Source organism: Bacillus sp. WC2503 (genome assembly GCF_052682895.1).
Genome location: NZ_JBQYMD010000001.1, coordinates 2,881,977 through 2,906,313, shown reverse-complemented (window position 1 = coordinate 2,906,313; position 24,337 = coordinate 2,881,977). Strand labels below are relative to the sequence as shown.

Below are 24,337 nucleotides of genomic sequence, written 5' to 3'. Positions count from 1 at the left end.
CAGTTTTGATTAGAAGGGGGATTCGAGATGCTTAATCACGAACTCGTTGAACGCATTAACTTCTTAGCGAAAAAAGCAAAAGCTGAAGGTTTAACTGAAGAAGAACAACGTGAGCGTCAATCGCTACGAGAACAATATTTAAAAGGATTTCGTCAAAATATGTTAAACGAACTTAAAGGAATTAAAGTCGTTAACGAAGAAGGTACAGATGTTACACCAGCGAAATTAAAAGCTTTAAAAAAGCAAGATAATGCAAAATTAAATTAAAAGATGGGCGAAGCCCATCTTTTTTATTTGTTATTTAATAACTTTCCAGTTGTTATTTCTCGTTGCTTCTATTCTTTTATGCTTCAATATATAGTTAGCAATAAGTTCAGACATATCTGTTGGAATATCTTTTATTACTGGTTTATTTTGAAACATGAAGAAGTTCCCTCCGCCGTTTGCTCGATAATTATTCATAACAACGTCATATTCTTCATTTATATCGAGTGTAGCGCCTTTATACTGTAAAGACTCTACTCTTTCACCAATTGGTTTTGAAATGTTTAATACATACGAAATCCCTTCCCACATATCGTAATTATAATGCGCAGGTTTTGGTTCTATGAATGCAGGATTAACAATTATATCTCCAACTTTATTTAATGTGAAATAAGAAGCAGAAAGTTCGAGAGCATCTTTTATATCGGCTCCAGTCACTCGAATAACTTTTAATGTGTTTGGGTAAATATAATTGGAAACGATATCCCGCATTGTGACATGTTTCGGGAATCCTGGAGATGTATTATGAAACAAACTTGTACAAGAAATAGAAACGTTAGCTATATCCATCTGGATTTTATTTATGAATTCAATAAAAGGATGGTCTTGCAAACGAGTTTGCATAGCATCTGAAATTCGCATGTCTCCATGAATGATGCCAATAGGCTGATCAAGCCATTTTTGTGTTTTCTCTTCATAATCGGCGACCAAGGAAAGAACATCTTTGTCGGCCTCGATTCCTTGCACAGGCAATAATTGTGCGTAACTATTTTTCTTTACCCATTTTTGTTCTGTTTTTTCGAATATTACTTTTACCTTTCCAACGGAGTGTCCATTGCATCCGGTCTGTAAAATTGTTACACCATTATCTAAAGTTTGAGCAATTTCTCGGTGTTGGTGGCCTGTTAGTAAAATATCTATACCATCAATTTCATCATACATTGCGTATCCTTGGTTTTCACCTGTTAAAACTTCAGTCGGTACTCCTGTTTGAAAATCGCGTTCAAATCCTCCGTGATAGGCTACGACTAGTAAATCGGGCTGCTCATGTTTACGGATGTAAGGAACCCACTTTTTTATTGTTTCTAATGCATCTTCAAATAGTAAATCTTTAATATGATGGGCCTGTTCCCAATTCGGGATGTAATGTGTTGTTGCCCCTAAAATAGCAATTTTTATATTTGATTCAATATGTTTTATTATATAGGGTTTCCCGAAATAAGGTTCTTTTATGTTTTTATCTAAAATGTTTGCTGATAAGTACGGGAAGTTTGCAGTTTCTACAGCATGATTTAATATATCCATTCCATAATTAAATTCATGATTGCCGATAATTGCAGCATCATAATTTAAATAGTTGGCCAATAAGGACATTGGATTTTTCTTATCTTTTTCGTATGTAGCGTAATGATAAGTTAAAGGTGTTCCTTGTATGAAATCACCGTTATCAACTAAAAGAACGTTTGTATTTTTGGAACGTTCTTTTTTTATAAGAGTAGAAATTTTAGCTAAACCAATTTCTGCTTTGGAGTTATCTTGGTAGTGAATTGGATACACAGTACCATGTACATCGCTTGTTAATAAAATATTTAAAGTTACAATTTGATTTTGATTCAATACCATTCACCTTTTCTATTGTTATCTTTCAATTAATCATATCAAATATATGAAAAGAATTTTAATCAGAATGTATAGAATGTGTAAAGATTCTGTAAATAAGTAATTGTTTGTAAAAATATGTGATATATTTCTTCATGTTTACGGAAGGTTATTTTATAACAACGAAAAATGGAGGCATTCACATGTTGAAAAAAGTTTTTGCAATGAGCACAACAGTTGTACTAGCAGCGGGGTTATTAAGTGGCTGTGGAACGAAGGAATCAAGTGCAAGTAAAAATGAGGATACGAAAAAAGGTTATGTACCGAAGACGTTAAATGTTCAATTTGTTCCTTCTCAAAATGCAGATACGTTAGAGGCAAAAGCAAAACCATTGGAAAATCTATTAAGTGATAAATTAAACATTCCGGTAAAAGTTAGTATTTCAACGAATTACAATACAATTGTAGAAGCTATGGCATCAAAACAAGTAGATGTAGGATTTTTACCTCCAACAGCGTATGTGTTAGCGCATGAGAAAAAGGCTGCAAACGTAATATTACAGGCGCAACGTTTTGGGGTAGATGATGAAACTGGAGCTCCCACAAAGGACTTAGTAGATTTTTATAAATCAGAGTTTGTTGTTAAGAAAGATTCTAATATTAACAGTGTAAAAGAATTAAAGGGTAAAAAAATTGGTTATCAAGATGTAACATCATCAGCAGGGTATGTATGGCCTGCAGCTGTATTGTTAAAAGAGGGAGTCGATCCGCTAAAGGATGTGAAACCTGTTACATTAAAAGGTCATGATCAGTCACTTATTGCTCTTTTAAATGGTGATGTTGATGCAGCTGTTGTATTCCAAGATGCTCGTAATATTGTAAAAAAAGATTATCCGAATATATTCGATCAAACGAAAATAGTAAAATTTACGGAGAAAATTCCAAACGATACGATTTCTGTACGTTCTGATTTAGATGCGGAGTGGAGCAAGAAATTACAAGATGCTTTCATTGAAATAGGAAAGAATGAAGAAGGGCACAAAATCATTAAAGAGGTATACTCACACGAAGGATATGTGAAATCTGATGATAGTAAATTTGATATCGTTCGTGACTATGGAAAGAAAGTGAAAACACAATAATACATATGGAAATGGCGACTAACTGGAAAGTGTGTGATTTCAGTTAGTTTGCCGTTTTTCAGTTATTGATAATACATAGAAGGTAGGTAAGATGTGTGATAGAGTTTCAAAATGTCTCCAAAGTGTATCCAAATGGTACGAAAGGATTGAAAAACATAAATTTAAAAATTCAAAAAGGTGAATTTGTTGTAATGGTCGGGCTATCTGGGGCTGGAAAATCTACACTCCTCAGATCAGTAAATCGCCTTCATGAGATTACAGAAGGAGAAATTATTATTGAAGGTGAGTCTATTACTGCTGCAAAAGGCAAAGAGTTACGACGCATGCGCCGAGATATTGGTATGATTTTTCAAAGCTTTAACCTTGTAAAGCGATCCACGGTACTGAAGAATGTATTAGCCGGGCGTGTTGGATATCATTCGACATTACGTACAACGTTAGGCTTGTTTCCGAAGGAAGATTTGGAACTTGCATTTCAGGCTTTGAACAGGGTAAATATTTTAGAAAAAGCATATGCACGAGCAGATGAATTATCAGGAGGACAACAGCAACGTGTATCGATTGCTAGAGCATTGGCACAAGAAGCGAAAATTATATTGGCAGATGAGCCTGTTGCTTCGTTAGACCCACTGACAACAAAGCAAGTAATGGATGATTTGAAAAAAATTAATGAAGATTTTGGAATTACGACAATTGTAAACTTACATTCTATTGATTTAGCGAGGCAATATGCTACACGCATTATTGGATTACATGCAGGTGAAATTGTTTTTGATGGTGTAGTAGATGAGGCAACGGATGAAAAATTTGCTGAAATTTATGGGGACGTAGCTCAGAAAAGCTCACTATTAGAGGTGGCAGCTAAATGAATGACGTGACGATATATTCGAAATCGATACCGAAGCCGCCGAGTAAATTGAAACATATGTTAACGGTTATTCTAGTTATTTTACTGTTGTGGGGTAGTAGTGTACAGGTCGACGCATCATTTTCAAAACTAGTAGTTGGTTTTCCAAATATGATGGATTTATTGAAGGAAATGGTGCCACCAGATTGGAGTTATTTTCAAGTTATTACAACAGCAATGTTAGATACAATACGCATGGCGATTATTGGAACGACTTTAGGAGCGATTTTAGCCATTCCACTTGCACTATTTGCAGCAAGTAATGTATTTACTAGTGTATTTTTGTACGGTCCAGCTCGATTGATTTTAAATTTTATACGAACGATACCAGATTTATTATTAGCGGCTATTTTTGTAGCGATTTTTGGAATAGGACCACTTCCAGGTATTTTGGCTCTTACTTGTTTCTCGGTTGGGCTCGTAGCGAAATTATTGTATGAGTCAATTGAATCAATTGATCCAGGTCCATTAGAAGCGATGACAGCTGTAGGAGCGAATAAGGTGCAATGGATTGTTTATGGGGTCATTCCGCAAGTGAAAGCGCACTTTGTTTCCTACGTACTTTATACATTTGAGGTGAATGTACGTGCCGCAGCCGTTCTAGGTTTAGTAGGAGCAGGTGGCATTGGTTTATATTATGATCGTACACTTGGATTTTTACAATATCAACAAACTGCTTCCATTATTATTTATACCCTTGTTGTTGTATTGTTAATTGATTATATAAGTACATTGTTGCGGGAGAAATTATAATGAGTAAAACGACGATAATCGTACCAAAACCGAAGAAACCGAGTGTAAATCGCTGGATTATTTTTATAGCACTAACAGTTATATATGTATGGGCCTTTTCAGGTGTCCCACTCGAGGGAATAAAAAATACAGCGGGAGAAATTACAAAAGCAATTATGACAGGCGTGTTGAACCCAGATTGGTCGTATGTATCTTTGCCTGATGGTGAAGATTTATTACATGGTTTGATTGATACGTTGGCAATTGCAATATTAGGTACATTTATTTCTGCCTTTTTATCTGTTCCATTTGCTTTTTGGGCGGCAACGAATATGAGTAGTGGAAAATTAACTTCAGGTGCTGGGAAATTTGTACTTAGTTTTGTTCGTACATTTCCTGAATTAGTTATGGCTCTTTTATTTATAAAAGCTGTTGGGCCAGGCTCTTTTGCCGGAGTTCTAGCTTTAGGGTTACACTCTATCGGAATGTTAGGGAAACTATATTCGGAAGGAATTGAAAATATAGATAAGGGACCGACCGAGGCGTTAATATCAACAGGTGCAAATCGGTTTCAAATACTTTGGTATGCGGTATTACCACAAGTGTTACCAGATTTTCTATCGTATACGTTATACAGGTTCGAAATTAATGTGCGATCCGCTGCGATTTTAGGTGTAATTGGAGCAGGTGGTATTGGTACGCCATTAATTTTTGCATTAAGTTCACGGAATTGGTCTCGTGTGGGAATTATTTTATTGGGCATCATTCTAATGGTAATTATAATCGATTTTATTTCAAGTTCGATTCGAAAACGGATTGTTTAACGGATTTTAAAAGCATCGAAGTCAGATGCTTTTTTGTCTTTTTAAGTGTTTATTAAAAGAAGTCTGTACGTTTGTATAAATATACAGATAATTCCCTTTCTTTTTAAAATAAAAACAATAAAAAAGTATGTCATATTGAATACCCATACATTCCCGAAATCATTGGTTTTTTTATAAAAAATCAAAAAAACATCAACATATTTGTCGATACATGTTGTATAATCTTGCGTGGGAAGCTATCATATAAATGTATAAAACGTTTACTAATATAAGCGAAGGGAAGAATAGCATGTCACATTCAATCGAACAACTTTCTATCAACACGATTCGCACATTATCCATCGATGCGATTGAAAAAGCAAACTCTGGTCACCCAGGAATGCCAATGGGTGCAGCACCAATGGCTTATACATTATGGACTCAATTTATGAAACATAATCCAAATAACCCAACGTGGTTTAACCGCGATCGTTTCGTATTATCTGCAGGTCATGGTTCAATGTTATTATACAGCCTACTTCACCTATCTGGTTATGATGTAACAATGGATGACTTAAAGAACTTCCGTCAATGGGGAAGTAAAACTCCAGGACATCCTGAGTACGGTCATACTGCAGGTGTAGACGCAACTACTGGTCCACTTGGACAAGGTATTGCAACTGCTGTAGGTATGGCAATGGCTGAAAGACATTTAGCGGCTAAATATAACCGTGATGCGTATAATGTAGTAGATCATCATACATACGCTATTTGTGGTGATGGAGATTTAATGGAAGGCGTTTCTGCTGAAGCATCTTCATTAGCTGCTCATTTACAATTAGGTCGTCTTGTTGTGCTTTACGATTCAAACGATATTTCATTAGATGGCGATTTAAATCGTTCATTCTCTGAAAGTGTAGAAGATCGTTACAAAGCATACGGATGGCAAGTAATCCGTGTTGAGGATGGAAACGATATTGAAGCAATCGCGAAAGCAATTGAAGAAGCGAAAGCTGACGAAAAACGCCCAACGCTAATTGAAGTAAGAACGACAATTGGTTTCGGTTCTCCAAACAAATCAGGAAAATCAGCTTCACACGGTTCTCCACTTGGTGTAGACGAAACAAAATTAACGAAAGAAGCATACGCTTGGACTGCTGAACAAGACTTCCATGTAGCAGAAGAAGTATATGACAACTTCCGTAAAACAGTACAAGATGTTGGTGAAACAGCGCAAGCAGCTTGGAACACGATGTTAGGTGAATATGCACAAGCATATCCAGAATTAGCAAACGAACTGCAAGCAGCAATGAACGGTCTTCTTCCAGAAGGTTGGGAACAAAGCTTACCAACTTATGAATTAGGATCAAAAGCAGCAACACGTAATTCTTCAGGTGCTGTAATTAATGCAATTGCAGAGTCTGTACCATCATTCTTCGGTGGATCTGCTGACCTTGCTGGTTCTAACAAAACATATATGAATAACGAAAAAGACTTTACAAGAGAAGATTACAGCGGTAAAAACATTTGGTACGGTGTACGTGAATTCGCAATGGGTGCAGCAATGAACGGTATTGCACTACATGGTGGTTTAAAAACTTACGGTGGTACGTTCTTCGTATTCTCTGACTACTTACGTCCAGCAATTCGTCTTGCAGCATTAATGCAATTGCCAGTAACGTATGTATTCACACACGACAGTATCGCTGTTGGTGAAGACGGTCCAACACATGAGCCAGTTGAGCAATTAGCAGCGCTTCGTGCAATGCCAAATGTATCTGTTATTCGTCCAGCTGACGGTAACGAATCTGTTGCGGCTTGGAGATTAGCTTTAGAATCTACAAAAACACCAACTGCTTTAGTATTAACTCGTCAAGATCTTCCAACATTAGAAGGCGCAAAAGAAGATACGTATGAAAAAGTTGCAAAAGGTGCATATGTAGTTTCTGCAAGCAAGAAAGAAACAGCTGATGTAATTTTACTTGCATCTGGATCTGAAGTAAGTCTAGCTGTTGAAGCACAAAAAGCGTTAGCAGTAGACGGCGTTGACGCAGCTGTTGTCAGCATGCCATCTATGGATCGCTTTGAAGCTCAAACTGCTGAGTACAAAGAATCTGTATTACCAAAAGCAGTAACAAAACGTTTCGCAATCGAAATGGGTGCTACATTCGGATGGCACCGTTACGTAGGTCTTGAAGGAGATGTGTTAGGTATCGATACATTCGGTGCTTCTGCTCCTGGTGAGAAGATTATGGAAGAGTATGGATTTACTGTAGAGAACGTTGTTCGTAAAGTAAAAGAAATGCTTTAATGATTTTAGAAAAATCTCTCCGGCATGGAGAGGTTTTTCTATGTAAATGAGTTTTTTCGACAGAAAAAGTTTTTTATCTCTCCGCAGTCAGACAATCATTGCAAATTTTCTTCTATATAATGAAGAGAAAAGGTTGTCCAGATTGGGAGGCTGAAAATGAAAACGTATGAATTGTATTTAATTCAAGAGGATATTGCGAAAGCTTATTTTGGTCGTGAATATTTGTTTTTTGATTTATTTGCTCGATTTTCAGAATCTGGGTCCCTTTCGGAGAAAAAAGTGTTATATAAACAAATGATGTATATAACGATGCCATTACAAGTAATGAAAATTCATCATAAATTAGAGCAAGCTTTGCGTGTTCTTGGTAAATATGATAGAACACATCATACGCATACACTTTTTACGGGAGCGGAATATGGCGAAATAATAGTGAAACCACACTATATTCGCATGAATACCTCTGGAAATGTCTCTATGGAAACGACTTTCTTTGAGGTGTTAAGAAAGTGTGAACTAACATTTTTAGCTATGGATTATGAAAATACAAAGTACGGATGGTTGAATCCTTTAAAACAAGTACGAACATATGTGTAAAAAATGTCGAATTCTATCTTGTCTTATTGAAAAGGTTTTAGTACACTGTAAGGTAGACAACATGAAGGAGGAAAATATATGCCAATTTGGTTAGGTATTCTAGTGGGCGTAGTAGCACTAGTAGCAGGCGTGGCGTTAGGATTTTTCATTGCCCGCAAATACATGATGAACTACTTAGAAAAAAATCCACCAATTAATGAACAAATGTTAAAAATGATGATGATGCAAATGGGACAAAAACCTTCCCAAAAGAAAATCAATCAAATGATGAGCGCGATGAGCAAGCAACAAACAAAATAAGCGCTAAAGGGCACTCGATAAGAGTGCCCTTTCCTATTGGATTTTGAAAGCATTTAAAACTTTTAAAAATTCTGTATTTTTGTTAAACTGAAAACATCGCTCATTTTAAGGGAGGAGGATAAATATGAAAGTATTTTTTAATTTAGCTTGGTTTTTTAAACAAGAAAAACGAGCGTACATAATTGGGATTATTATGTTATTTGGTGTCGCGCTTCTTGAACTTGTAGCCCCGAAAGTACTAGGTATTGTAGTAGATGAAATTAATAATGGAACATTAACATCTGAAAAATTGTTGAAGTGGGTTATTCTGTTAGTTGTTGTAGGAATTACTATGTACATATTGCGTTATTTGTGGCGTATTATGATTTTTGGATCTTCTTTAAAATTAGCCCGTCAATTACGAAAGAATTTATATGAACATTTTACAAAGATGAGTCCAACTTTCTATCAATCACGTCGTACAGGCGATTTGATGGCGCATGCGACCAATGATATTCAGGCAATTCAGCAAACTGCTGGATCGGGTGTTTTAACACTTGTTGACTCATTAGCAGTTGGAGGATGTGTACTTGTGGCGATGGGGTTTACAATTAGTTGGAAGTTGACATTATTAAGTTTAATTCCGATGCCAATTGTAGCGATTTCTACAAATTATTATGGAACTTTATTGCATAGAAGATTTCATAAAGCGCAGCAATCGTTTTCTGAAATCAATGATAAAGTACAAGAAAGTATGAGTGGGATGAAGGTGATTCGCTCGCTTGGACAAGAGAAAGAGGATTTGGAAGCATTTCGGAAGAAATCAGAAGATGTCGTACATAAAAATATGTTAGTCGCACGTATTGACTCGTTATTCGATCCAACGATTGCACTTATTGTCGGGTTTTCGTTTTTAATCGCAGTTTGTTACGGATCTTTATTAGTAGTACGGGGCGAATTAACTGTAGGAGAGCTAGTAACGTTTACAACATACTTAGGGACTCTTGTATGGCCAATGTTAGCTTTTGGATGGTTGTTTAATATTATGGAACGTGGACGCGCTTCGTATGATCGTGTGGAGAAAATACTTTCACAAACTTCAGATGTAGTAAATAAGGAAAACGCTATAAATACTATAGCAAGTGGTGATGTTTCATTTGCTATTGATTCATTTTCTTATAAGAAAAATGAACTATTAAACTTAAAAGATATTTATGTTAATTTAAGAAAAGGTGAAACGCTAGGTATTGTGGGACGTACCGGTGCAGGGAAGACGACGTTGTTAAAATGTTTAATTCGAGAATATGATCATTTTAATGGTGAATTAAAAGTTGGTGAGCGGGATATTCGAGATGTAACACTTCATGGTGTACGTTCTGCAATTTCATACGTGCCGCAAGATCATTTTTTATTTTCAGCGAGTATTGGAGAGAACATTGCATTCGGAAAGGTCGATGCTACATATAAAGAAATTGCGCGTGCTGCTGAAATTGCTTGTATTCATAATGATATCGTTCAATTTTCAGAAGGGTATGATACGGTAGTAGGTGAAAGAGGTGTTTCACTATCGGGAGGTCAAAAACAGCGGATTTCAATTGCGCGTGCTTTATTAACGAATGCTGAAATTTTAATTTTAGATGATTGTTTATCAGCTGTCGATGCAAAAACAGAAGAAACTATATTATCCGCATTGAAACGGGAAAGAGCAGAAAAAACGACGATTATTACTGCACACCGTTTAAGTGCAATTCAGCATGCAAACATTATTCTTGTGATTGATGAAGGAGCGGTAGTGCAACGAGGAACACATGAACAATTGATGGGAGAAAATGGTTGGTATAAAGAAATGTACGAAAGCCAGCAACTAGAGGCGTTAGTAGAGAAAGGAGGCGTATGATGGCTGAGAAAAAGCGGAGTGATTTAAGAAGATTACTTTCTTATATGAGACCATATAAAAGGTTATTAGCATTAGCATTTTTATTCCTAGTTGGTGCAACTGTAACTGAAATGATGGGTCCTTTTTTAATTAAACAATTTCTTGATGAACATTTAGTACCGCGTAACTTTGATCAATCAGCACTTGTTACTCTATTTGTAGTGTATATAATTGCACATTTATTAAAAGTATTATTTACGTATTTAGATTTATTGTACTTTCAAAATATAGCTTTTAAGATTGTTCAAGATATGCGAGTTGAAGTGTATGAACACGTTCAAAAATTGTCATTAAGTTTCTTTGATCGTACGCCGATAGGTACACTCGTATCTCGCATAACAAATGATACGGAAGCGATTAAGGATTTTTATGTAAGTGTACTATCAACATTCGTAAAAAATGTAGTGTTTTTAGTAGGGATTTTAGTGGCGATGTTTTTATTAGATGTAAAATTAGCACTATTTTCTCTTATATTAATTCCAATTATGTTTGCTATTATGGTGCTATATCGCCGGAAAAGTGCAGCTTTTTATTTAGAAGTACGTAATCAATTAAGCGTATTAAATGCGAAGTTAAATGAGTCCATTCAAGGAATGAATATTGTTCAAGTATTCAGACAAGAAAAACGTATGAGAAAAGAATTTGAAGAGGTGAATAATAAACATTATAGTGCAGGACGACGCACGTTAAAGTTAGACGCATTACTTTTACGTCCAGCAACGGATTTAGTTCATATTGTAGCAATTGCATTAGTACTTGGTTTATTCGGAATTGACGCTTTAAAGAGTCCCGTTGAAGTAGGAGTTTTATATGCGTTTGTTAACTATATTCATCGTTTCTTCCAACCTGTAAATGAGATGATGATGAAATTATCATTTTTCCAACAGGCACTTGTTTCATCATCACGTGTATTTCATTTAATAGATGAGAAAGATTTAGCGCCGGTTCAAAAAGGGGATGGGAATCCTCAAGTAGTTAATGGAGATATTGAATTTAAAAATGTTACTTTTTCGTATGATGGAAAGCGTGATGTTTTAAAAAATGTATCTTTTCATGTGAAACAAGGGCAAACGGTTGCTTTTGTTGGGCATACTGGTAGCGGAAAAAGTACCATTATGAATTTACTAATGCGATTTTATAATATTAAGTCGGGAAACATTGTAATAGACGGTGTAGATTTAGAGAAATTTGAAGAACGAGAAATTAGAAAGAGAATAGGACTCGTATTGCAAGATGCATTTTTATTTGCAGGAAATGTAAAGCAAAATATTCGTATGTACAATGAAGAAATTACAGATGAAGAAGTAAAAGAAGCTGCGCAATTTGTGCAAGCCAATACGTTTATTGAAAAATTACCAAAGCAGTATGAAACAGAAGTAGTAGAAAGAGGAGCTGCATTTTCTAGTGGTCAACGACAATTAATTGCTTTTGCTAGAACGATAGCAACTAATCCGAAAGTGTTAGTATTAGATGAGGCAACAGCTAATATCGATACAGAAACAGAAGAGGCTATTCAAACAGCGTTGCAGCAAATGAGAAAAGGTAGAACGACGATAGCGATTGCTCACAGGTTATCTACAATTCAAGATGCAGATCAAATATTCGTTATGCATGATGGAGAGATAGTAGAAAGGGGAACACATCAAGAGTTACTGAGTGAGCAAGGGTTGTATTATAATATGTATTTACTACAAAATAAAGGAAGCTTGCAAAAGGCCTTGTAATATACAAGGTCTTTTTTACTTTGTATATAAAATATATTTACTCTTTGTTTTTATAGCATACATGTCGTGTCCATTTAGTAAAGTTGTACATATTGTATGTATACGGAATGAAAAAATTTGATAGGAGATTTTATATGCAAAACAGATCGAGTTCAAATGTTACGTTTATCGATGTGTCTCATTGGGAAGGGAGTATTGATTGGAATGCAGTGAAGGCATCTGGCATTCCAGCAGCATATGCAAAAGCGACAGAAGGTGTAAATTATCTTGATCCTACTTTTGTTCAAAATGTACAAGCGGCACGAAATGCGAATGTATTAATCGGTGCATACCATTTTGCACATCCAGAACAAAATGATGCAATTTCAGAAGCGAAATATTTTGTGAGTATATTACAAAGCAATCAAACAGACTTAATGCCAGTTCTAGATTTAGAGTCACCAACAGATCCGAGTAATAGTAATTTAACTGGTACCGCTATATCTAATTGGGCAAGAAGTTTCATAAATTATGTGAAACAGGCTACTGGAAAAAATGTAATGTTATATACAGGAGTTTGGTATATTAATGAGTTTGGAATTAACGGGTTAAGTGATATTCCACTTTGGATTGCTAGATATTCTAGTACACCGCCTGCTGATGCTGGTGGATGGACAGAGTGGACAGCGTGGCAATACACTGATTCTGGCCAAATTTCAGGTGTAGGAAATTGTGATGTATCAGCAGCAGTTTCATTAGAAGCTTTGCAAGGGAATGGATCGAGTGGTGGAGGGAATGTTTCTCCGCCTAATAATGCAACTCCAGTTTACGGTGTTGCTGTAATTAATGGCGATAATGTAAATTTACGGACTGGACCATCTTTACAATCTAGTGTAATTCGCCAGCTAAATCGAGGTGAATCATATGAAGTTTTGAGCGAACAAGATGGTTGGCTTGCTTTGGGTGGAAATGAATGGATATACTATGATTCGAGTTATATTCAGTATAAACATTATGTGGCGACTATTACTGGTGACAATGTGAATCTACGGGATGCTCCATCATTAAGTGGAAATGTTATAAGACAGTTACATCATGGTGAGGCATATCGAGTATGGTGTAAGCAAGATGGCTGGCTCGGATTAGGTGGAAATGAATGGATATATTATGATTCGAGTTATATTCAGTATGGTGTATAATAAAGTCAACGTAAAAGGTATCTCGCCTGAGATACCTTTTATCCCGCGATTTGCAGGCAGTAAGAATCTCGGCGAATGCGAGGAAGATAGGTGGGAGTTGCCCGTAAAAGGCCGATTGGTGAGGGCTAATAATGAGTGGGTGATAGAACAAAACACTGATTAAAGTGTCACTCTATGAAAAAATTAATTTTCACAAGTTGTATATTAAAAGCATAGTATAATACAATGGGGATATTTATAAAAAATAATCAAAAATTGAAATAAAGGAGTAAAAATATGGATTATGTGCTAATAGGTGTAATTTTAATATTATTAGCTGCAGTATTCGTACTGTTTTATAAAAATAAACAGTTGGAATCAGAGAGCCAGCAGGTGGAATTTGAAAAAAAGCAAGCGATTGAAACGTATGAAAGTGAAATTGCAGCCACGGTTACAGAACATAAAGAGCAACAAAATACGTTAAAAAATATGGAACAGAAAAAGTATAATGATTTACAAGTTAGTACAGCTAGAGAACTTGAAAATATGCGTATGATGAAAAATCAATTAGCTATGCAACATAGTAAAGAACGTAGTGAAATGCAAGATAAACATAGTAATGAAATACATATGTTTCAAAAGTTAATTGCAGATTTACGAGAGTATACTAAAAATAGCGCTGAAGTAAATACGCATGAAACATTACATTATATGAAGCAAGGATTTTTAGAACAAGAAATCATACAAGAAGATGAATTTCATATTATGCCGAATGTTTTTATTAGAGATAAACTTGGAATAAACGATATTCGAATCCATCATCTTATCTTATATAAAACTGGTATGTATTTACTTGAGACGAGAGAGTGGACAGGAAAATTAATTCATGGTGTAACGAAAGAGAATGCTAGTATATATTCATTTATGCTTGATGAAATAGGTAAGTATCAACAAGAAATTAAAAAAGAAGAGACGCTTGAATGTATTACAGGTGAAGATTCGTTAACTATACAAGTGAAAAATGAAGGGAATCCAGTATATAAAGCGAAGAAACAATCTCAAATTTTATACAATTGTTTGAAAGAATTGCAAGTTGATATTGTAAAAGAAAACGTAAAGCCAATTGTATATTTTTATAATGAGAGTGGTAAAGAAGTACTAGATCTTTCTAATGAGGACACACCTAGATTAAAAGATAGGGAGCAAATCGTAGCGTTTTTCAAAAATGAAGTTTTAACAGGGGAAGTAATATATACAGCGCAAGAGTTACAAAAGATAAGAGAAATGCTTTGCCAGGTGAATTAAAAAGGGGGAGATTTTTCTGGGTGCTCTATTACATGGGATTTTGTATGTTTATTTTTGTTTGTATATAGTCATGTACATTGCGTTTATTTTCGTTATCGATATAGTTCATATGTCATTAAGTGTAAAGAGTATTTTTGTAGTAGTTATGCCATTTATTTTATTAGTCATGATTCAAAGAGTCATCTTACGTGCTTCTACAAGTCGTAATAAAGAAAAGAAACAAATGTTACGTGTAATGATAGTAGGGATCATTCCATTAATAGTGTGTGCTGTACAATTAAGTATGAATGAGTACACTTCCAATTTTAATCGAGATCGGTGGTTAAATGACGAAGAGAAACGGGTACATATGGTAGATGATTTCATGCGAAAATATAAATTAATAGGGAAATCAAATGAAGAAATTACACAATTGTTAGGAACGCCTACTGAAACGAGAAATGAGGAAGAAGGGGTCATCACTTTGTACTATCTTGGGACAGAACGTGGCTTCATTCCAATAGATAGTGAACAGCTTATTTTCCAATTTGATAGAGATGGTAGAGTTTTGACATATAAGGTACAGAGAGGGTAAAGAAACTTAGAGAGAAGCTATATGTTATAGCTTCTTTTTATTTTTCAATATGTTATAGAAAGGGAATATGAATTTTGGATGGAATAAGGAATGAAAGTGGAGGTGATGCATATATATGGATGTATTGGGTTGTTTTTATCTCGCAAAAGCCTGGTTGATGAGGGCTAATAATCAGTGGGGGTGGCCAAAACCCCCACTGATTAAAGTGTCGCTTTATCATATTGTATAAATGAAAAGGAGGTAAGACGGTGAAGACGATACCGACTGAAGTCCTGAGTAAAGAATTGATGGAAAGAGAAGGTGTTATATCTATTACAGTAAAGGAATTTGAAAAGATAGAAGTAGCTGGAGTAGTCGTTGCTGGTCCTGCTGTTATTTTAATTAATCAAGATTGATTACATATTTTCAATATAGAAAAGTAGTGAAAGCATCCGGATAGGATGCTTTTTATTTGTATGGAAGAGGGCGTATAGTAGATAATTGGGATACTGGAGGGAGAGTATGTGGCAATTATTATAACGATGTTATTAATGGGTATTTTATTAGGATTTGTTGGAGCAGGGGGAGCTGGATTTATTATCGCGATACTCACTTTAGTATTTCATATTCCTATTCACGTTGCACTTGCAACATCTTTAACTGCTATGGCATTTACGACGTTATCTGGAGTTATAAGTCATTATCGTGAAGGAAATGTTGTACTTATGATAGGCGGGATTGTTGGTGGATTTGGAGCGCTTGGTTCTTATATCGGTTCAAAGTTTGGTTCGCTTATACCAGCACATCTTCTCCATTGGTTTACAGCTGGGATGTTATTTTTATCAGCAATTTTTATGTTTATTAAATTGATTATGTCTCTAAATAAGCAACAGCCACCCTTATGTGGACAGAAAAAACTTTCAAAAAACAACTTGATGAAATGTATATGTTTAGGATTAGTTACTGGAATGTTGGCTGGTTCATTCGGGATTGGTTCAGCCCCTTTTATACAACTTGGACTAATGGTTCTTTTAGGATTAACGATACAGCAATCTGTAGGAACGACTATGCTTGTTATATTACCCATTGCAATTGGAGGCGGGATTGGATATAGTTCGGAAGGGTATTTAGATTATATATTGTTATTGCAAGTATTAATTGGGACGATGTTAGGAGCATATATCGGTGCGAAGTTTACAAATTATGCACCACGCATGCTGTTGAGATTTTCAATGATTATGACGCCAGTTTTAGCCGGATGTATGTTATTGATGGAATAAAACTACTATAGCAAGGTATTAATATATTTTACGAATGAATTATATAAGTAATTCATATTTCCCATATAAAAGAATTTGCATTAATATTATGAGTATAAAGTTCGAGTATTCGAAGTACTACTTGAATTATATCCCTATCCCTTTTCTAAAAATGCGAACAAGTTTTGCCCTATTCTATTCAATACTTAATTGCATAGAAATATATTGTTCGATGACCATTATGGAACGTACATAATGGGAAAATCCCGATCCTTAAAGAGGATGCCCCTAATCTTCATGTGAAAATATGATCGGACAAGAAAGCTGGCCAATTGATGGTCAGCTTTCTTTTTGTTCCAAAACTATTTCTTCTTTAACCTCTGTTTGCAATAATAACGTTTTTCCAAAGCGACGTTTACATTCAGCCCGAACTTTTTGAATAGCTAGTAGTTGAGAAGTGGCGGGAACTGTGACGGTAGCTTGGCGAGGTTTTCGATTTTCTTCACAAAAGACACATTCCACAACATATTTAGAAATCATAATTTCATCCTTCCGTTTTTAATTTCTAAGAAGGGACTGCCTATGAAGTTGATGTATTCTTTCGTCACCGTTTATTTTTTTCCTCTTTTTTCAAGGGGAAAATAAAAAAGAAGGCGAATTTTAGTAGGGGAGGGATGTTTATGGAGAGATGGATAGGTACGGCAGCTATATGTATGAATGACAGAAATGAAATTTTAATGGTGCTGCAAGGCAAAGAAGGGGAAGAAAAAAGGTGGTCTGTACCAAGTGGAGGACTTGAAAAGGGAGAAACACTAGAAGAATGTTGTATCAGGGAAGTTTGGGAGGAAACAGGCTACAATGTGGAAGTTGTAAATAAAATATACGAAAAAGAAGGTATTACATACGGAATTCCAGTGTATGTTCATTATTACTTTGTTAAAAAAATAGGCGGTAGTATGAAAATTCAAGATCCTGATGAGTTAATACATGAAATTGACTGGAAAGGGATACAGGAAGTTGAAAAATTATCGCTAGCTTTTCCGGAGGATTACGAGTTAATATGTCAATATATAAATGAAAAAGCAAGTATGTAAATACTTGCTTTTTAATGTATCCAAGATAAGAAAAGCGGAACGATAACTAAACTAGCACCCGCTGTTAAAAGCATGGATAAACTTGCGATTGTTCCTTCAACAGGGCCGATTTCGAATGCTTTTGATGTACCAGTTCCATTTGCGCTCGTTCCTAACATAATACCTTTTGCGAGCGCGGTTTTAATGCGGCAAATACGTATAAGGGAAGGGCCGAGTAATGCTCCTGTTAAGGCAGTTAAAACGACAAATACAGCTGTTAATTGTGACATGCCACCAATCATTTCTGAAATAGCCATTGCGATTGGTGTCGTTACAATATGCGGTGCTAAACTATGTTCTAGTGACGAATCAATTTGAAAATAATTTGCTAGTAGTGCCGAAGTAATAACTGATAAAAATGAACCAACGATGACGTTAAGTAAGATGGCGATTCCGTGTTTCTTTAATAAATCAAAGTATTTATAGATTGGCCATGCAAAAGCAACTGTTGCAGGTTTTAATAATTCTGTTAGCCATTGACCACCAGATTCATATGTTTCATAAGGTGTGTCTAGTCCAAGCAATAAAGCGATTAAAATAATGGGACAGACAAGGAGAGGAGAAAGTAAGCTCCAATTCCAACGTTGATATATTTTTTTAGATATCCAATATGTCAATAGTGTTAATAGTAAACAAAGAAAGCCGATCATTGCGTTGATCCTTTCCGCTTAAGTAGCAATTCTGTTAATAGTCCTGTTACGAGAGTAACACAAAGTGTACTAATCATAATAATTAAAATGAGATCGATTCCATATTGTGATAGTGTATCTTTGTAACGAATAACAGCGACTGCAGAAGGAATAAAAAATAAAATAAGTTCTTTTAATAAAAAGTCTGCTCCGTCCTGTATCCACTCTTTTTTAACTAGGTTAAATTTTAATGAAATTAATAATAAAAAAATACCGATTATACTTCCTGGAACTGGGAGGTGTGCCTGTTTTGCGATCCATTCACCTGTCCAAGCGAAACAAAATAATAATAAAATTTGTCCACTTAACTTCCACCATTTCATACAGTAACCACCTCTTTCTTTTTTTACATAAAAATTGTAAAAAAGAATTAACAATTTCTACTATACGTTCATTCAAAATATTTGTCTAATATATAAATTATATGTTATTAATATATTAGACGTATTAATTGAAATTGAAAAGGGTGTCCAAAATGGAATTACGGCATTTGCAATATTTTGTTGTTGTGGCAGAAGAGTTACACTTTGGACGAGCGGCTGCTCGTTTACAAATGACACAACCGCCACTTAGTCAACAAATTCAGCAATTAGAAAAAGAAATGGGAGTTCTGTTATTTTCAAGAACGAAGAGAAAGGTTGAATTAACAGAAGCAGGAGAAATGTTTTTAAAAGAAGTAAAAAAAGCGTTTGAGCAAATTGAAAAAGCAGTAGAAGTTGCACAAAGTGCGCAAAGGGGAGAAGTTGGATCACTCTCAATTGGTTTTGTAGGTGCGGCGATATATGATATTTTACCGTCTATCGTCAGGGAGTATAGAAAGAAATTTCCGAGAGTGTCTGTCGCATTACATGAATTATCTACACCAGATCAAGTGCATGCACTTCATGATAATCGTATTGATATTGGATTTTTACGGCCGCCAATTTCAACACAATTATTAGAGTTAGAACCAATTCAAAGGTTATCTTGTACTTTATGTTTGCCAAAGGCACATCCACTTGCAGAGAAAGATGAAATACATATAGAAGATTTACGCGATGAACCGTTTGTTTTTATTACGAGACCAGTATGGCCGGCGTTGTATGATACAATTTTATCTCTTTGTCGAGAGGTTGGCTTTAGTCCTCAAATTGTACAAGAAGCAACAGAATATCAAACAGTTATGGGGCTTGTAGCAGCAGGGATTGGGATTACAGTAATCCCTGTATCGGCAAATAAATTATATAAAACAGAAGTTGTATATAAAGAGTTATATGATTCTAATTTTGTTGCAGAAATGTCGGTAGCTTATAAAAAAATGAATAGTAATCCAGAGCTGTTAGAGTTTTTAAAAATTGCAAGAGAGAAGAAACGAATAGAAGTAGAAGATGAGTAATATTAGTAACGGTAAATAGATTTAATTCGAATATATAAAAGTACACCTTATTAAACAATAAAGCGGAAATGCAGCTTAAGTGCATTTCTGTTTTATTTTTCTTTTTTTAGCTCGATACTGAAAAGATAAACGTGTTCATTTTCTTTTAAGAGTAGATCAATACCTGTTTCTTCATCAATTGTAGGGACGCTTACAGTTTCTTTACTTGTTTGGATTACAGCAGCTAAAATTGTTTTCTGATTATATCTTAAATTTTTTGCAGATTGAATTGTAATAGTTGCAGAACTATTTACACCTAGAGGTGCTTCTTCAGGAGCAAGCGTTGAACCACCGTCAATATTAATATACCATTGACCTTTTTCTTTTACATCTTTATCAAATTGGAAATGTGGTGGTATGAAAGAGAGTTTTATTTTCTTTTCTAGAAAATGTGATGAAGCGATGTTAGTAATCTCTTTTACTTTTTTACCATTTTGATAATAATCAATCGTAGCATTTATTTCATCTTTATCATTATTAAGTGTAACGTTATAAAACATACTATTTCCTTCTTGAATAGGCGTCATTTGTAAAATAGAAGACTGTTCTTTTGTTAACTTGTAAGCTTCTACAGAAGCAACTTCATTATTTTGTATTTGGTTACAACTAGTAAAGAAAAGTAAAGATAAGATAAATAATACGTTTATACGCATAGTATAAACCCTCCTCTTTTTACAATTATAATTTAAATATGAATAAATTCCCATTTTCCTTTCTAGGACTAAAGACTTAGAAAAGATTCAGATTGTAGTGCGATGTTTGTAATGTCATATTTTTATACACTAGTAGTATAGAATGCGTATGTTATAAGGTAGGGGAAGAAATTTATGTCTTTATGTCGGTTAGCGAGAAAAAATATAAGAACATTTGCTGTCAAAAGGATGAAGCAATTCATGTGGATTGCCATGTGTACTGCAATTTTGTTTTTTATGATGTCGCTACAATTTAATGAACTAGCGACTGGGAAAGTAGGGGCAACATTTTTGTTTCAAATGTGTTTTTACACGCTGTTTATTTTATTGATTTTTATATGTATTTTTATTGCGTATAAAATGACGAATTCTCTTCTGCAAGTGAGGAGAGAGGAATTTAAATCTTATGTAGTAGGGAATATGAAAAAAAATGAAATACTATGTTTATTATGTCAGGAGCAATTATTCATTTATGGAGCAGCGTCTGTTTTCGGTCTAGTTCATGGGATGTTATTTTTGAAATTATTCACGATTATCTTTATGAAAATAGCAGGGATACAAGGGATAAATAGTGCACCAATTACAATATATGCAATAGCAGTTGTTAGTATAATTATGATGGCTGTCGTCGTATTATCGATGATGCAATGTTGTCGATTTGTTCGAAGTTTAAAAGACGGAAATTTGTTTCAGTTTGAGAAAAAGGCATGAGAAATCATGCCTTTTTCTATTTTACACATGAAAATAATCGTGTTAGAGTGAAAAGACCTGACAAAGAATGGGAAGGAAAGGTTGTATAGAATGACAAATGAACAATCAATTGTAAAAGTTGAGCGGTTAACGAAGCGAATCGGTTCAAAGACACTTGTAGAAAATATTAGTTTCGAAGTTAAAAAAGGTGAAGTTGTTGGCCTGCTAGGACCAAATGGTGCTGGAAAAACGACTTTAATGAGAATGATGGTCGGTATGATCCGTATGACAGAAGGTGAAGTATGGATTGATGGTCAATCTGTAAAACAGCAATTTGAAAAAACTGCTGCGAAAATTGGTGCAGTAATTGAGACACCGGAATTTTATCCTTTTTTGAGCGGCTACGAAAATTTAACATATTTCGGCCGAATGAATGGGAATGTGACAGAAGAACGTATCGATGAAGTAGTGAAATTGTTAGGAATGGGACAAGTAATTGACCGTAAAGTAAAAGCATATTCACTCGGTATGAGACAACGTTTAGGGATTGCTCAGGCGCTTATTCATAATCCAGATGTATTGGTACTAGATGAACCAACGAATGGACTAGATCCAAGTGGAATACATGAAATGAGAATGTACATAAAGAAAATTGCACATGAACAAGGAAAAGCAGTACTTGTATCTAGTCACTTACTTTCAGAAGTTGAATTAATGTGTGACAGAGTTATTATTATTCAACACGGAGAATATGTAGCGACGCAAAATATTCAGCATAGTCATAGTGAAGAGATGGAGACGATCCGTATACGTGTAGATGATGCAAATAAAGCAGCGGAAATGTTAGAATGTGATGTTGTAATAAAAGGTAATGATCTACTTATCAATGTAAAAGATGAAGAAATCCCAAATGTTATTCGTACTTTGCTTGAGAAAAATATTCAAGTTTATCGTGTATATGAAGAAAGAAAAACGTTAGAAGAGCAATTTTTAGAATTAACAGGGGGAAAAGATATTGTTTAATTTAGTGTATAACGAGCTGTATAAAATATTTAAGCGTAAAAGAACGATTATTCCTTTTGCGGTTATTGCAGTATTAATAATTGGATTAGGATGGGTTACGGTAAAGTATTTAGAACCAGAAACAAAGGGTTGGAAAGCAGATTATACAGAACGTACGGTAGAAATTGAGAAAAAGCTTGGTATGAAAAAAGAAGCTATTTTAGCAGAAAGGTCGGGGGACGAGCTTGTAAAGGAATATCAGCTTAAAATGAAGCATTTAGATACGGATATAGCACCAGCAAGCAGTTCTCCACTTTCTTTCATGAGAGATACAGGTTTTATCGTATTTCCAATTTTGCTTCCATTTATCCTCGTGTATGCAAGTACAATTTTTGCGAATGAATATAGCTGGGGAACATATAAATTTTTAACAATCCGTCCGGCAAGTCGATTTAAAATTTTAACAGCAAAATTTTTAGCAATCGTTATATTTGCAGCTTTATTGTTTATATTTAATATGATTTTCTCCGCTTTAAGTGGACTTGTTATTTATAAATTCCAACAGCCTGCATGGAGTGAATTTATTTTTCAAGATGGAAATATTATAAAACAAAATATTTTTGTGGAAGTAAGTAAATATTACATTTTATCGTGGTTGCCAACTCTTGTGTACGCAGCGTTTGCATTTATGATTTCTGTGTTAACAAGATCTAGTGGGGGCGCAATCGGTATTTCACTGTTTCTTGCTTTATCAGGAAATATTGCGTTACTAGCAGCAACTAGATATAATTGGGTGAAATATTTATTGCCGGCAAACACAGATTTATACGGTATTGCCAAGAATGGAAGTTTTATTGAAGGAGTAACCTTCCCATTTGCTTCATGTATGTTATTGCTGTATTTATTTGTATTTTTAAGTATTTCCTATACAGTATTTTTAAAACGCGATTTAACTTAATAAGAAAAGCCGTTAAGTACCCCTTAACGGCTTTTTTCTATGAGAATTGTTTAAGAGCTTTTTCAGCTAGCAAAGCAAAGTATTTTGCACTTATAGGGAGTGCTCGTTCATCAATTGTAAAAGAAGGATGATGCCACTCATGTGTACCGCTCGTTCCCATAAAGACGAATGAACCTGGTATTTCTTGTTGGTAAAAGGAGAAGTCTTCTCCGGCCATTGATGGGTTAGGAGAAATAATATTTAAATTCATTTTTTCGGCAACTTGAGTAGATAAGTCGGTTAGAGATGTATCGTTATGAACAGCAGGAGGACCTGAATAAAAACGGAATTCTGTTTTTACGCCTAATGCATCAGAAACTCCTTTAATAATAAGTTCCATTAAAGCTGGTATCTTTTCTCGTGTTTCATTTTGGAATGTACGAACTGTTCCTTCTAATGTTGCTTTTTCAGGAATAACGTTCCACGTATTTCCTGAATGAATGTTTGTAACACTTACAACGGCATTATGTGAAGAGCTAATATTTCGACTTACAATTGTTTGTAGTGCCATAACAATTTGAGAGGATGCGACGATAGGGTCAACACCAGCATCTGGTACAGCTACGTGCGTCCCGACACCGTGAATTTCAATTTCAAATCGATCTACTCCAGCCATTAGTGGACCATCTTTAATGCCAATTGTACCTACTGGTAAATCAGGTTTATTATGCATACCGAAAATAGCTTGTACATCATGTAAATGTCCAGCTTCAATAACTTTGCAAGCACCGTTGCTACTTTCTTCAGCTGGTTGGAATATAAAGCGAACCGTTCCATTTAGGGAAGATTCCTTTTCTTTTAATAAGAAAGCTGTACCTAAAATAGCTGCTGTATGAAAATCATGTCCGCAAGCATGCATTTTACCTTGAATTTTTGAAGTGTATGGTAAGTTTGTTTCTTCTTGAATAGGAAGGGCATCAATATCAGCACGAATTGCTATAATTGGACCATTTTGATTACCAGAAATTTCTGCGATAATTCCTGTTTCTAAATTGGAATCAATAATAGTAATATTTGCTTCTTCTAACCAAGTTTTTATCGCTTTTGTTGTTTCAAACTCTTCATATGATAGTTCTGGATACTCATGTAAATGTCGGCGAATGGAAATAAGTTTTTCTGTTAGTTGATTTGGAATAGATGCCACGTATTATG

Annotated in this window: 26 protein-coding genes; 20 read left to right on the top strand and 6 right to left on the bottom strand. The window is 34.9% G+C overall.

The features are described 5' to 3' along the window. Positions 1-27 precede the first annotated feature (27 nt). Positions 28-267 carry a DUF896 domain-containing protein gene (locus ACUN26_RS14810; protein ID WP_000931861.1) on the top strand — a complete coding sequence of 80 codons (240 nt, stop codon included), beginning with the start codon at positions 28-30 and terminating at the stop codon, positions 265-267. A 30-nt stretch (positions 268-297) separates the two neighbouring features. Here ACUN26_RS14810 and ACUN26_RS14805 read toward each other — a convergent pair whose 3' ends face one another. Then, on the bottom strand, positions 298-1,881 hold the full coding sequence (locus tag ACUN26_RS14805; RefSeq protein WP_001075251.1) for a bifunctional metallophosphatase/5'-nucleotidase: 1,584 nt from the start codon (positions 1,879-1,881) through the stop codon (positions 298-300). A 185-nt stretch (positions 1,882-2,066) separates the two neighbouring features. Between ACUN26_RS14805 and ACUN26_RS14800 the strand changes: the two genes are divergently transcribed. The 14 genes from ACUN26_RS14800 to ACUN26_RS14735 all read left to right on the top strand — a co-directional run bounded on the left by ACUN26_RS14800 (position 2,067) and on the right by ACUN26_RS14735 (position 16,589). Beyond that, entirely contained in the window at positions 2,067-3,005 is a 939-nt protein-coding gene (locus ACUN26_RS14800) for a phosphate/phosphite/phosphonate ABC transporter substrate-binding protein (protein WP_000915069.1), read from the top strand. A gap of 95 nt (positions 3,006-3,100) precedes the next feature. Continuing rightward, the gene (phnC, locus tag ACUN26_RS14795) at positions 3,101-3,874 is read left to right on the top strand and encodes a phosphonate ABC transporter ATP-binding protein (protein ID WP_000569223.1); all 774 of its coding nucleotides are present in this window, start codon (positions 3,101-3,103) and stop codon (positions 3,872-3,874) included. After that, the gene (phnE, locus tag ACUN26_RS14790) at positions 3,871-4,665 is read left to right on the top strand and encodes a phosphonate ABC transporter, permease protein PhnE (RefSeq protein ID WP_001000771.1); all 795 of its coding nucleotides are present in this window, start codon (positions 3,871-3,873) and stop codon (positions 4,663-4,665) included. Before phnC ends, phnE (ACUN26_RS14790) begins: the two co-directional genes overlap by 4 nt. Next, positions 4,665-5,468 carry a phosphonate ABC transporter, permease protein PhnE gene (phnE, locus tag ACUN26_RS14785; RefSeq protein WP_000047884.1) on the top strand — a complete coding sequence of 268 codons (804 nt, stop codon included), beginning with the start codon at positions 4,665-4,667 and terminating at the stop codon, positions 5,466-5,468. Before phnE (ACUN26_RS14790) ends, phnE (ACUN26_RS14785) begins: the two co-directional genes overlap by 1 nt. A gap of 289 nt (positions 5,469-5,757) precedes the next feature. Further along, on the top strand, positions 5,758-7,758 hold the full coding sequence (tkt, locus tag ACUN26_RS14780) for a transketolase (protein WP_000019759.1): 2,001 nt from the start codon (positions 5,758-5,760) through the stop codon (positions 7,756-7,758). 156 nt (positions 7,759-7,914) lie between these two features. After that, on the top strand, positions 7,915-8,355 hold the full coding sequence (gene sirA / locus ACUN26_RS14775) for a sporulation inhibitor of replication protein SirA (protein ID WP_000860638.1): 441 nt from the start codon (positions 7,915-7,917) through the stop codon (positions 8,353-8,355). Between the two features lie 78 nt (positions 8,356-8,433). Further along, on the top strand, positions 8,434-8,655 hold the full coding sequence (locus tag ACUN26_RS14770) for a YneF family protein (protein ID WP_001123316.1): 222 nt from the start codon (positions 8,434-8,436) through the stop codon (positions 8,653-8,655). Between the two features lie 124 nt (positions 8,656-8,779). Further along, positions 8,780-10,531: an ABC transporter transmembrane domain-containing protein gene (locus ACUN26_RS14765; RefSeq protein ID WP_000862305.1), complete on the top strand. Its 1,752-nt coding sequence runs from the start codon at positions 8,780-8,782 to the stop codon at positions 10,529-10,531. After that, a complete protein-coding gene (locus ACUN26_RS14760) occupies positions 10,531-12,294 on the top strand; it encodes an ABC transporter ATP-binding protein (protein WP_000818434.1) in 1,764 nt (587 codons plus the stop codon). Before ACUN26_RS14765 ends, ACUN26_RS14760 begins: the two co-directional genes overlap by 1 nt. A gap of 134 nt (positions 12,295-12,428) precedes the next feature. Further along, entirely contained in the window at positions 12,429-13,472 is a 1,044-nt protein-coding gene (locus ACUN26_RS14755) for a GH25 family lysozyme (RefSeq protein WP_001181410.1), read from the top strand. A gap of 276 nt (positions 13,473-13,748) precedes the next feature. Next, positions 13,749-14,756, top strand: a complete 1,008-nt coding sequence (locus ACUN26_RS14750) for a nuclease-related domain-containing protein (RefSeq protein ID WP_000386795.1) — start codon at positions 13,749-13,751, stop codon at positions 14,754-14,756. Between the two features lie 70 nt (positions 14,757-14,826). Then, positions 14,827-15,330, top strand: a complete 504-nt coding sequence (locus tag ACUN26_RS14745; protein ID WP_002039335.1) for a hypothetical protein — start codon at positions 14,827-14,829, stop codon at positions 15,328-15,330. A 248-nt stretch (positions 15,331-15,578) separates the two neighbouring features. Then, complete coding sequence (locus tag ACUN26_RS14740; RefSeq protein ID WP_000849372.1) at positions 15,579-15,725, top strand: BC1881 family protein; 147 nt, start codon at positions 15,579-15,581, stop codon at positions 15,723-15,725. 108 nt (positions 15,726-15,833) lie between these two features. Beyond that, on the top strand, positions 15,834-16,589 hold the full coding sequence (locus ACUN26_RS14735; protein ID WP_000974639.1) for a sulfite exporter TauE/SafE family protein: 756 nt from the start codon (positions 15,834-15,836) through the stop codon (positions 16,587-16,589). A 318-nt stretch (positions 16,590-16,907) separates the two neighbouring features. Here the strand turns inward: ACUN26_RS14735 and ACUN26_RS14730 are convergent, their stop codons facing one another. Then, positions 16,908-17,108: a DUF3903 domain-containing protein gene (locus ACUN26_RS14730; RefSeq protein WP_000624210.1), complete on the bottom strand. Its 201-nt coding sequence runs from the start codon at positions 17,106-17,108 to the stop codon at positions 16,908-16,910. Between the two features lie 140 nt (positions 17,109-17,248). Between ACUN26_RS14730 and ACUN26_RS14725 the strand changes: the two genes are divergently transcribed. Further along, on the top strand, positions 17,249-17,662 hold the full coding sequence (locus tag ACUN26_RS14725; protein WP_000442987.1) for an NUDIX hydrolase: 414 nt from the start codon (positions 17,249-17,251) through the stop codon (positions 17,660-17,662). 11 nt (positions 17,663-17,673) lie between these two features. On the opposite strand, the gene ACUN26_RS14720 is transcribed toward ACUN26_RS14725, so the two are convergent. Both ACUN26_RS14720 and ACUN26_RS14715 read right to left on the bottom strand, forming a co-directional pair. Continuing rightward, entirely contained in the window at positions 17,674-18,351 is a 678-nt protein-coding gene (locus ACUN26_RS14720; protein ID WP_000578968.1) for an LrgB family protein, read from the bottom strand. Next, positions 18,348-18,713 (bottom strand): CidA/LrgA family holin-like protein, encoded by a 366-nt coding sequence (locus ACUN26_RS14715; protein ID WP_000872363.1) that lies wholly within the window; start codon positions 18,711-18,713, stop codon positions 18,348-18,350. Before ACUN26_RS14715 ends, ACUN26_RS14720 begins: the two co-directional genes overlap by 4 nt. A gap of 152 nt (positions 18,714-18,865) precedes the next feature. On the opposite strand from ACUN26_RS14715, the gene alsR reads away from it, so the two are divergent. Further along, the gene (alsR, locus tag ACUN26_RS14710) at positions 18,866-19,765 is read left to right on the top strand and encodes an acetoin biosynthesis transcriptional regulator AlsR (protein ID WP_000423218.1); all 900 of its coding nucleotides are present in this window, start codon (positions 18,866-18,868) and stop codon (positions 19,763-19,765) included. Positions 19,766-19,857: 92 nt separating this feature from the next. On the opposite strand, the gene ACUN26_RS14705 is transcribed toward alsR, so the two are convergent. Then, positions 19,858-20,457, bottom strand: coding sequence for a hypothetical protein (locus tag ACUN26_RS14705; RefSeq protein WP_001222411.1), 600 nt, complete (start codon positions 20,455-20,457; stop codon positions 19,858-19,860). A 174-nt stretch (positions 20,458-20,631) separates the two neighbouring features. Here ACUN26_RS14705 and ACUN26_RS14700 point away from each other — a divergent pair, with 174 nt between their 5' ends. The 3 genes from ACUN26_RS14700 (at position 20,632) to ACUN26_RS14690 (ending at position 23,146) form a co-directional block, all read left to right on the top strand. Next, positions 20,632-21,207 (top strand): FtsX-like permease family protein, encoded by a 576-nt coding sequence (locus tag ACUN26_RS14700; protein ID WP_000050640.1) that lies wholly within the window; start codon positions 20,632-20,634, stop codon positions 21,205-21,207. Positions 21,208-21,297: 90 nt separating this feature from the next. Then, positions 21,298-22,209: an ABC transporter ATP-binding protein gene (locus tag ACUN26_RS14695; RefSeq protein ID WP_000180632.1), complete on the top strand. Its 912-nt coding sequence runs from the start codon at positions 21,298-21,300 to the stop codon at positions 22,207-22,209. After that, on the top strand, positions 22,202-23,146 hold the full coding sequence (locus ACUN26_RS14690) for an ABC transporter permease (protein WP_000482778.1): 945 nt from the start codon (positions 22,202-22,204) through the stop codon (positions 23,144-23,146). Before ACUN26_RS14695 ends, ACUN26_RS14690 begins: the two co-directional genes overlap by 8 nt. Positions 23,147-23,183: 37 nt before the next feature. Here the strand turns inward: ACUN26_RS14690 and ACUN26_RS14685 are convergent, their stop codons facing one another. Then, positions 23,184-24,329 carry a M20 peptidase aminoacylase family protein gene (locus tag ACUN26_RS14685; protein ID WP_000146710.1) on the bottom strand — a complete coding sequence of 382 codons (1,146 nt, stop codon included), beginning with the start codon at positions 24,327-24,329 and terminating at the stop codon, positions 23,184-23,186. Positions 24,330-24,337 lie beyond the last annotated feature (8 nt).

Bases quoted from the DNA above. Each gene is read 5' to 3' on its own strand.
- ACUN26_RS14810 (WP_000931861.1), top strand. From the start codon at position 28: ATGCTTAATCACGAACTCGTTGAACGCATTAACTTCTTAGCGAAAAAA.
- ACUN26_RS14800 (WP_000915069.1), top strand. From the start codon at position 2,067: ATGTTGAAAAAAGTTTTTGCAATGAGCACAACAGTTGTACTAGCAGCG.
- phnE (WP_001000771.1), top strand. From the start codon at position 3,871: ATGAATGACGTGACGATATATTCGAAATCGATACCGAAGCCGCCGAGT.
- phnE (WP_000047884.1), top strand. From the start codon at position 4,665: ATGAGTAAAACGACGATAATCGTACCAAAACCGAAGAAACCGAGTGTA.
- tkt (WP_000019759.1), top strand. From the start codon at position 5,758: ATGTCACATTCAATCGAACAACTTTCTATCAACACGATTCGCACATTA.
- sirA (WP_000860638.1), top strand. From the start codon at position 7,915: ATGAAAACGTATGAATTGTATTTAATTCAAGAGGATATTGCGAAAGCT.
- ACUN26_RS14770 (WP_001123316.1), top strand. From the start codon at position 8,434: ATGCCAATTTGGTTAGGTATTCTAGTGGGCGTAGTAGCACTAGTAGCA.
- ACUN26_RS14765 (WP_000862305.1), top strand. From the start codon at position 8,780: ATGAAAGTATTTTTTAATTTAGCTTGGTTTTTTAAACAAGAAAAACGA.
- ACUN26_RS14760 (WP_000818434.1), top strand. From the start codon at position 10,531: ATGGCTGAGAAAAAGCGGAGTGATTTAAGAAGATTACTTTCTTATATG.
- ACUN26_RS14755 (WP_001181410.1), top strand. From the start codon at position 12,429: ATGCAAAACAGATCGAGTTCAAATGTTACGTTTATCGATGTGTCTCAT.
- ACUN26_RS14750 (WP_000386795.1), top strand. From the start codon at position 13,749: ATGGATTATGTGCTAATAGGTGTAATTTTAATATTATTAGCTGCAGTA.
- ACUN26_RS14745 (WP_002039335.1), top strand. From the start codon at position 14,827: ATGTACATTGCGTTTATTTTCGTTATCGATATAGTTCATATGTCATTA.
- ACUN26_RS14730 (WP_000624210.1), bottom strand. From the start codon at position 17,108: ATGATTTCTAAATATGTTGTGGAATGTGTCTTTTGTGAAGAAAATCGA.
- ACUN26_RS14725 (WP_000442987.1), top strand. From the start codon at position 17,249: ATGGAGAGATGGATAGGTACGGCAGCTATATGTATGAATGACAGAAAT.
- ACUN26_RS14720 (WP_000578968.1), bottom strand. From the start codon at position 18,351: ATGATCGGCTTTCTTTGTTTACTATTAACACTATTGACATATTGGATA.
- ACUN26_RS14715 (WP_000872363.1), bottom strand. From the start codon at position 18,713: ATGAAATGGTGGAAGTTAAGTGGACAAATTTTATTATTATTTTGTTTC.
- alsR (WP_000423218.1), top strand. From the start codon at position 18,866: ATGGAATTACGGCATTTGCAATATTTTGTTGTTGTGGCAGAAGAGTTA.
- ACUN26_RS14705 (WP_001222411.1), bottom strand. From the start codon at position 20,457: ATGCGTATAAACGTATTATTTATCTTATCTTTACTTTTCTTTACTAGT.
- ACUN26_RS14700 (WP_000050640.1), top strand. From the start codon at position 20,632: ATGTCTTTATGTCGGTTAGCGAGAAAAAATATAAGAACATTTGCTGTC.
- ACUN26_RS14695 (WP_000180632.1), top strand. From the start codon at position 21,298: ATGACAAATGAACAATCAATTGTAAAAGTTGAGCGGTTAACGAAGCGA.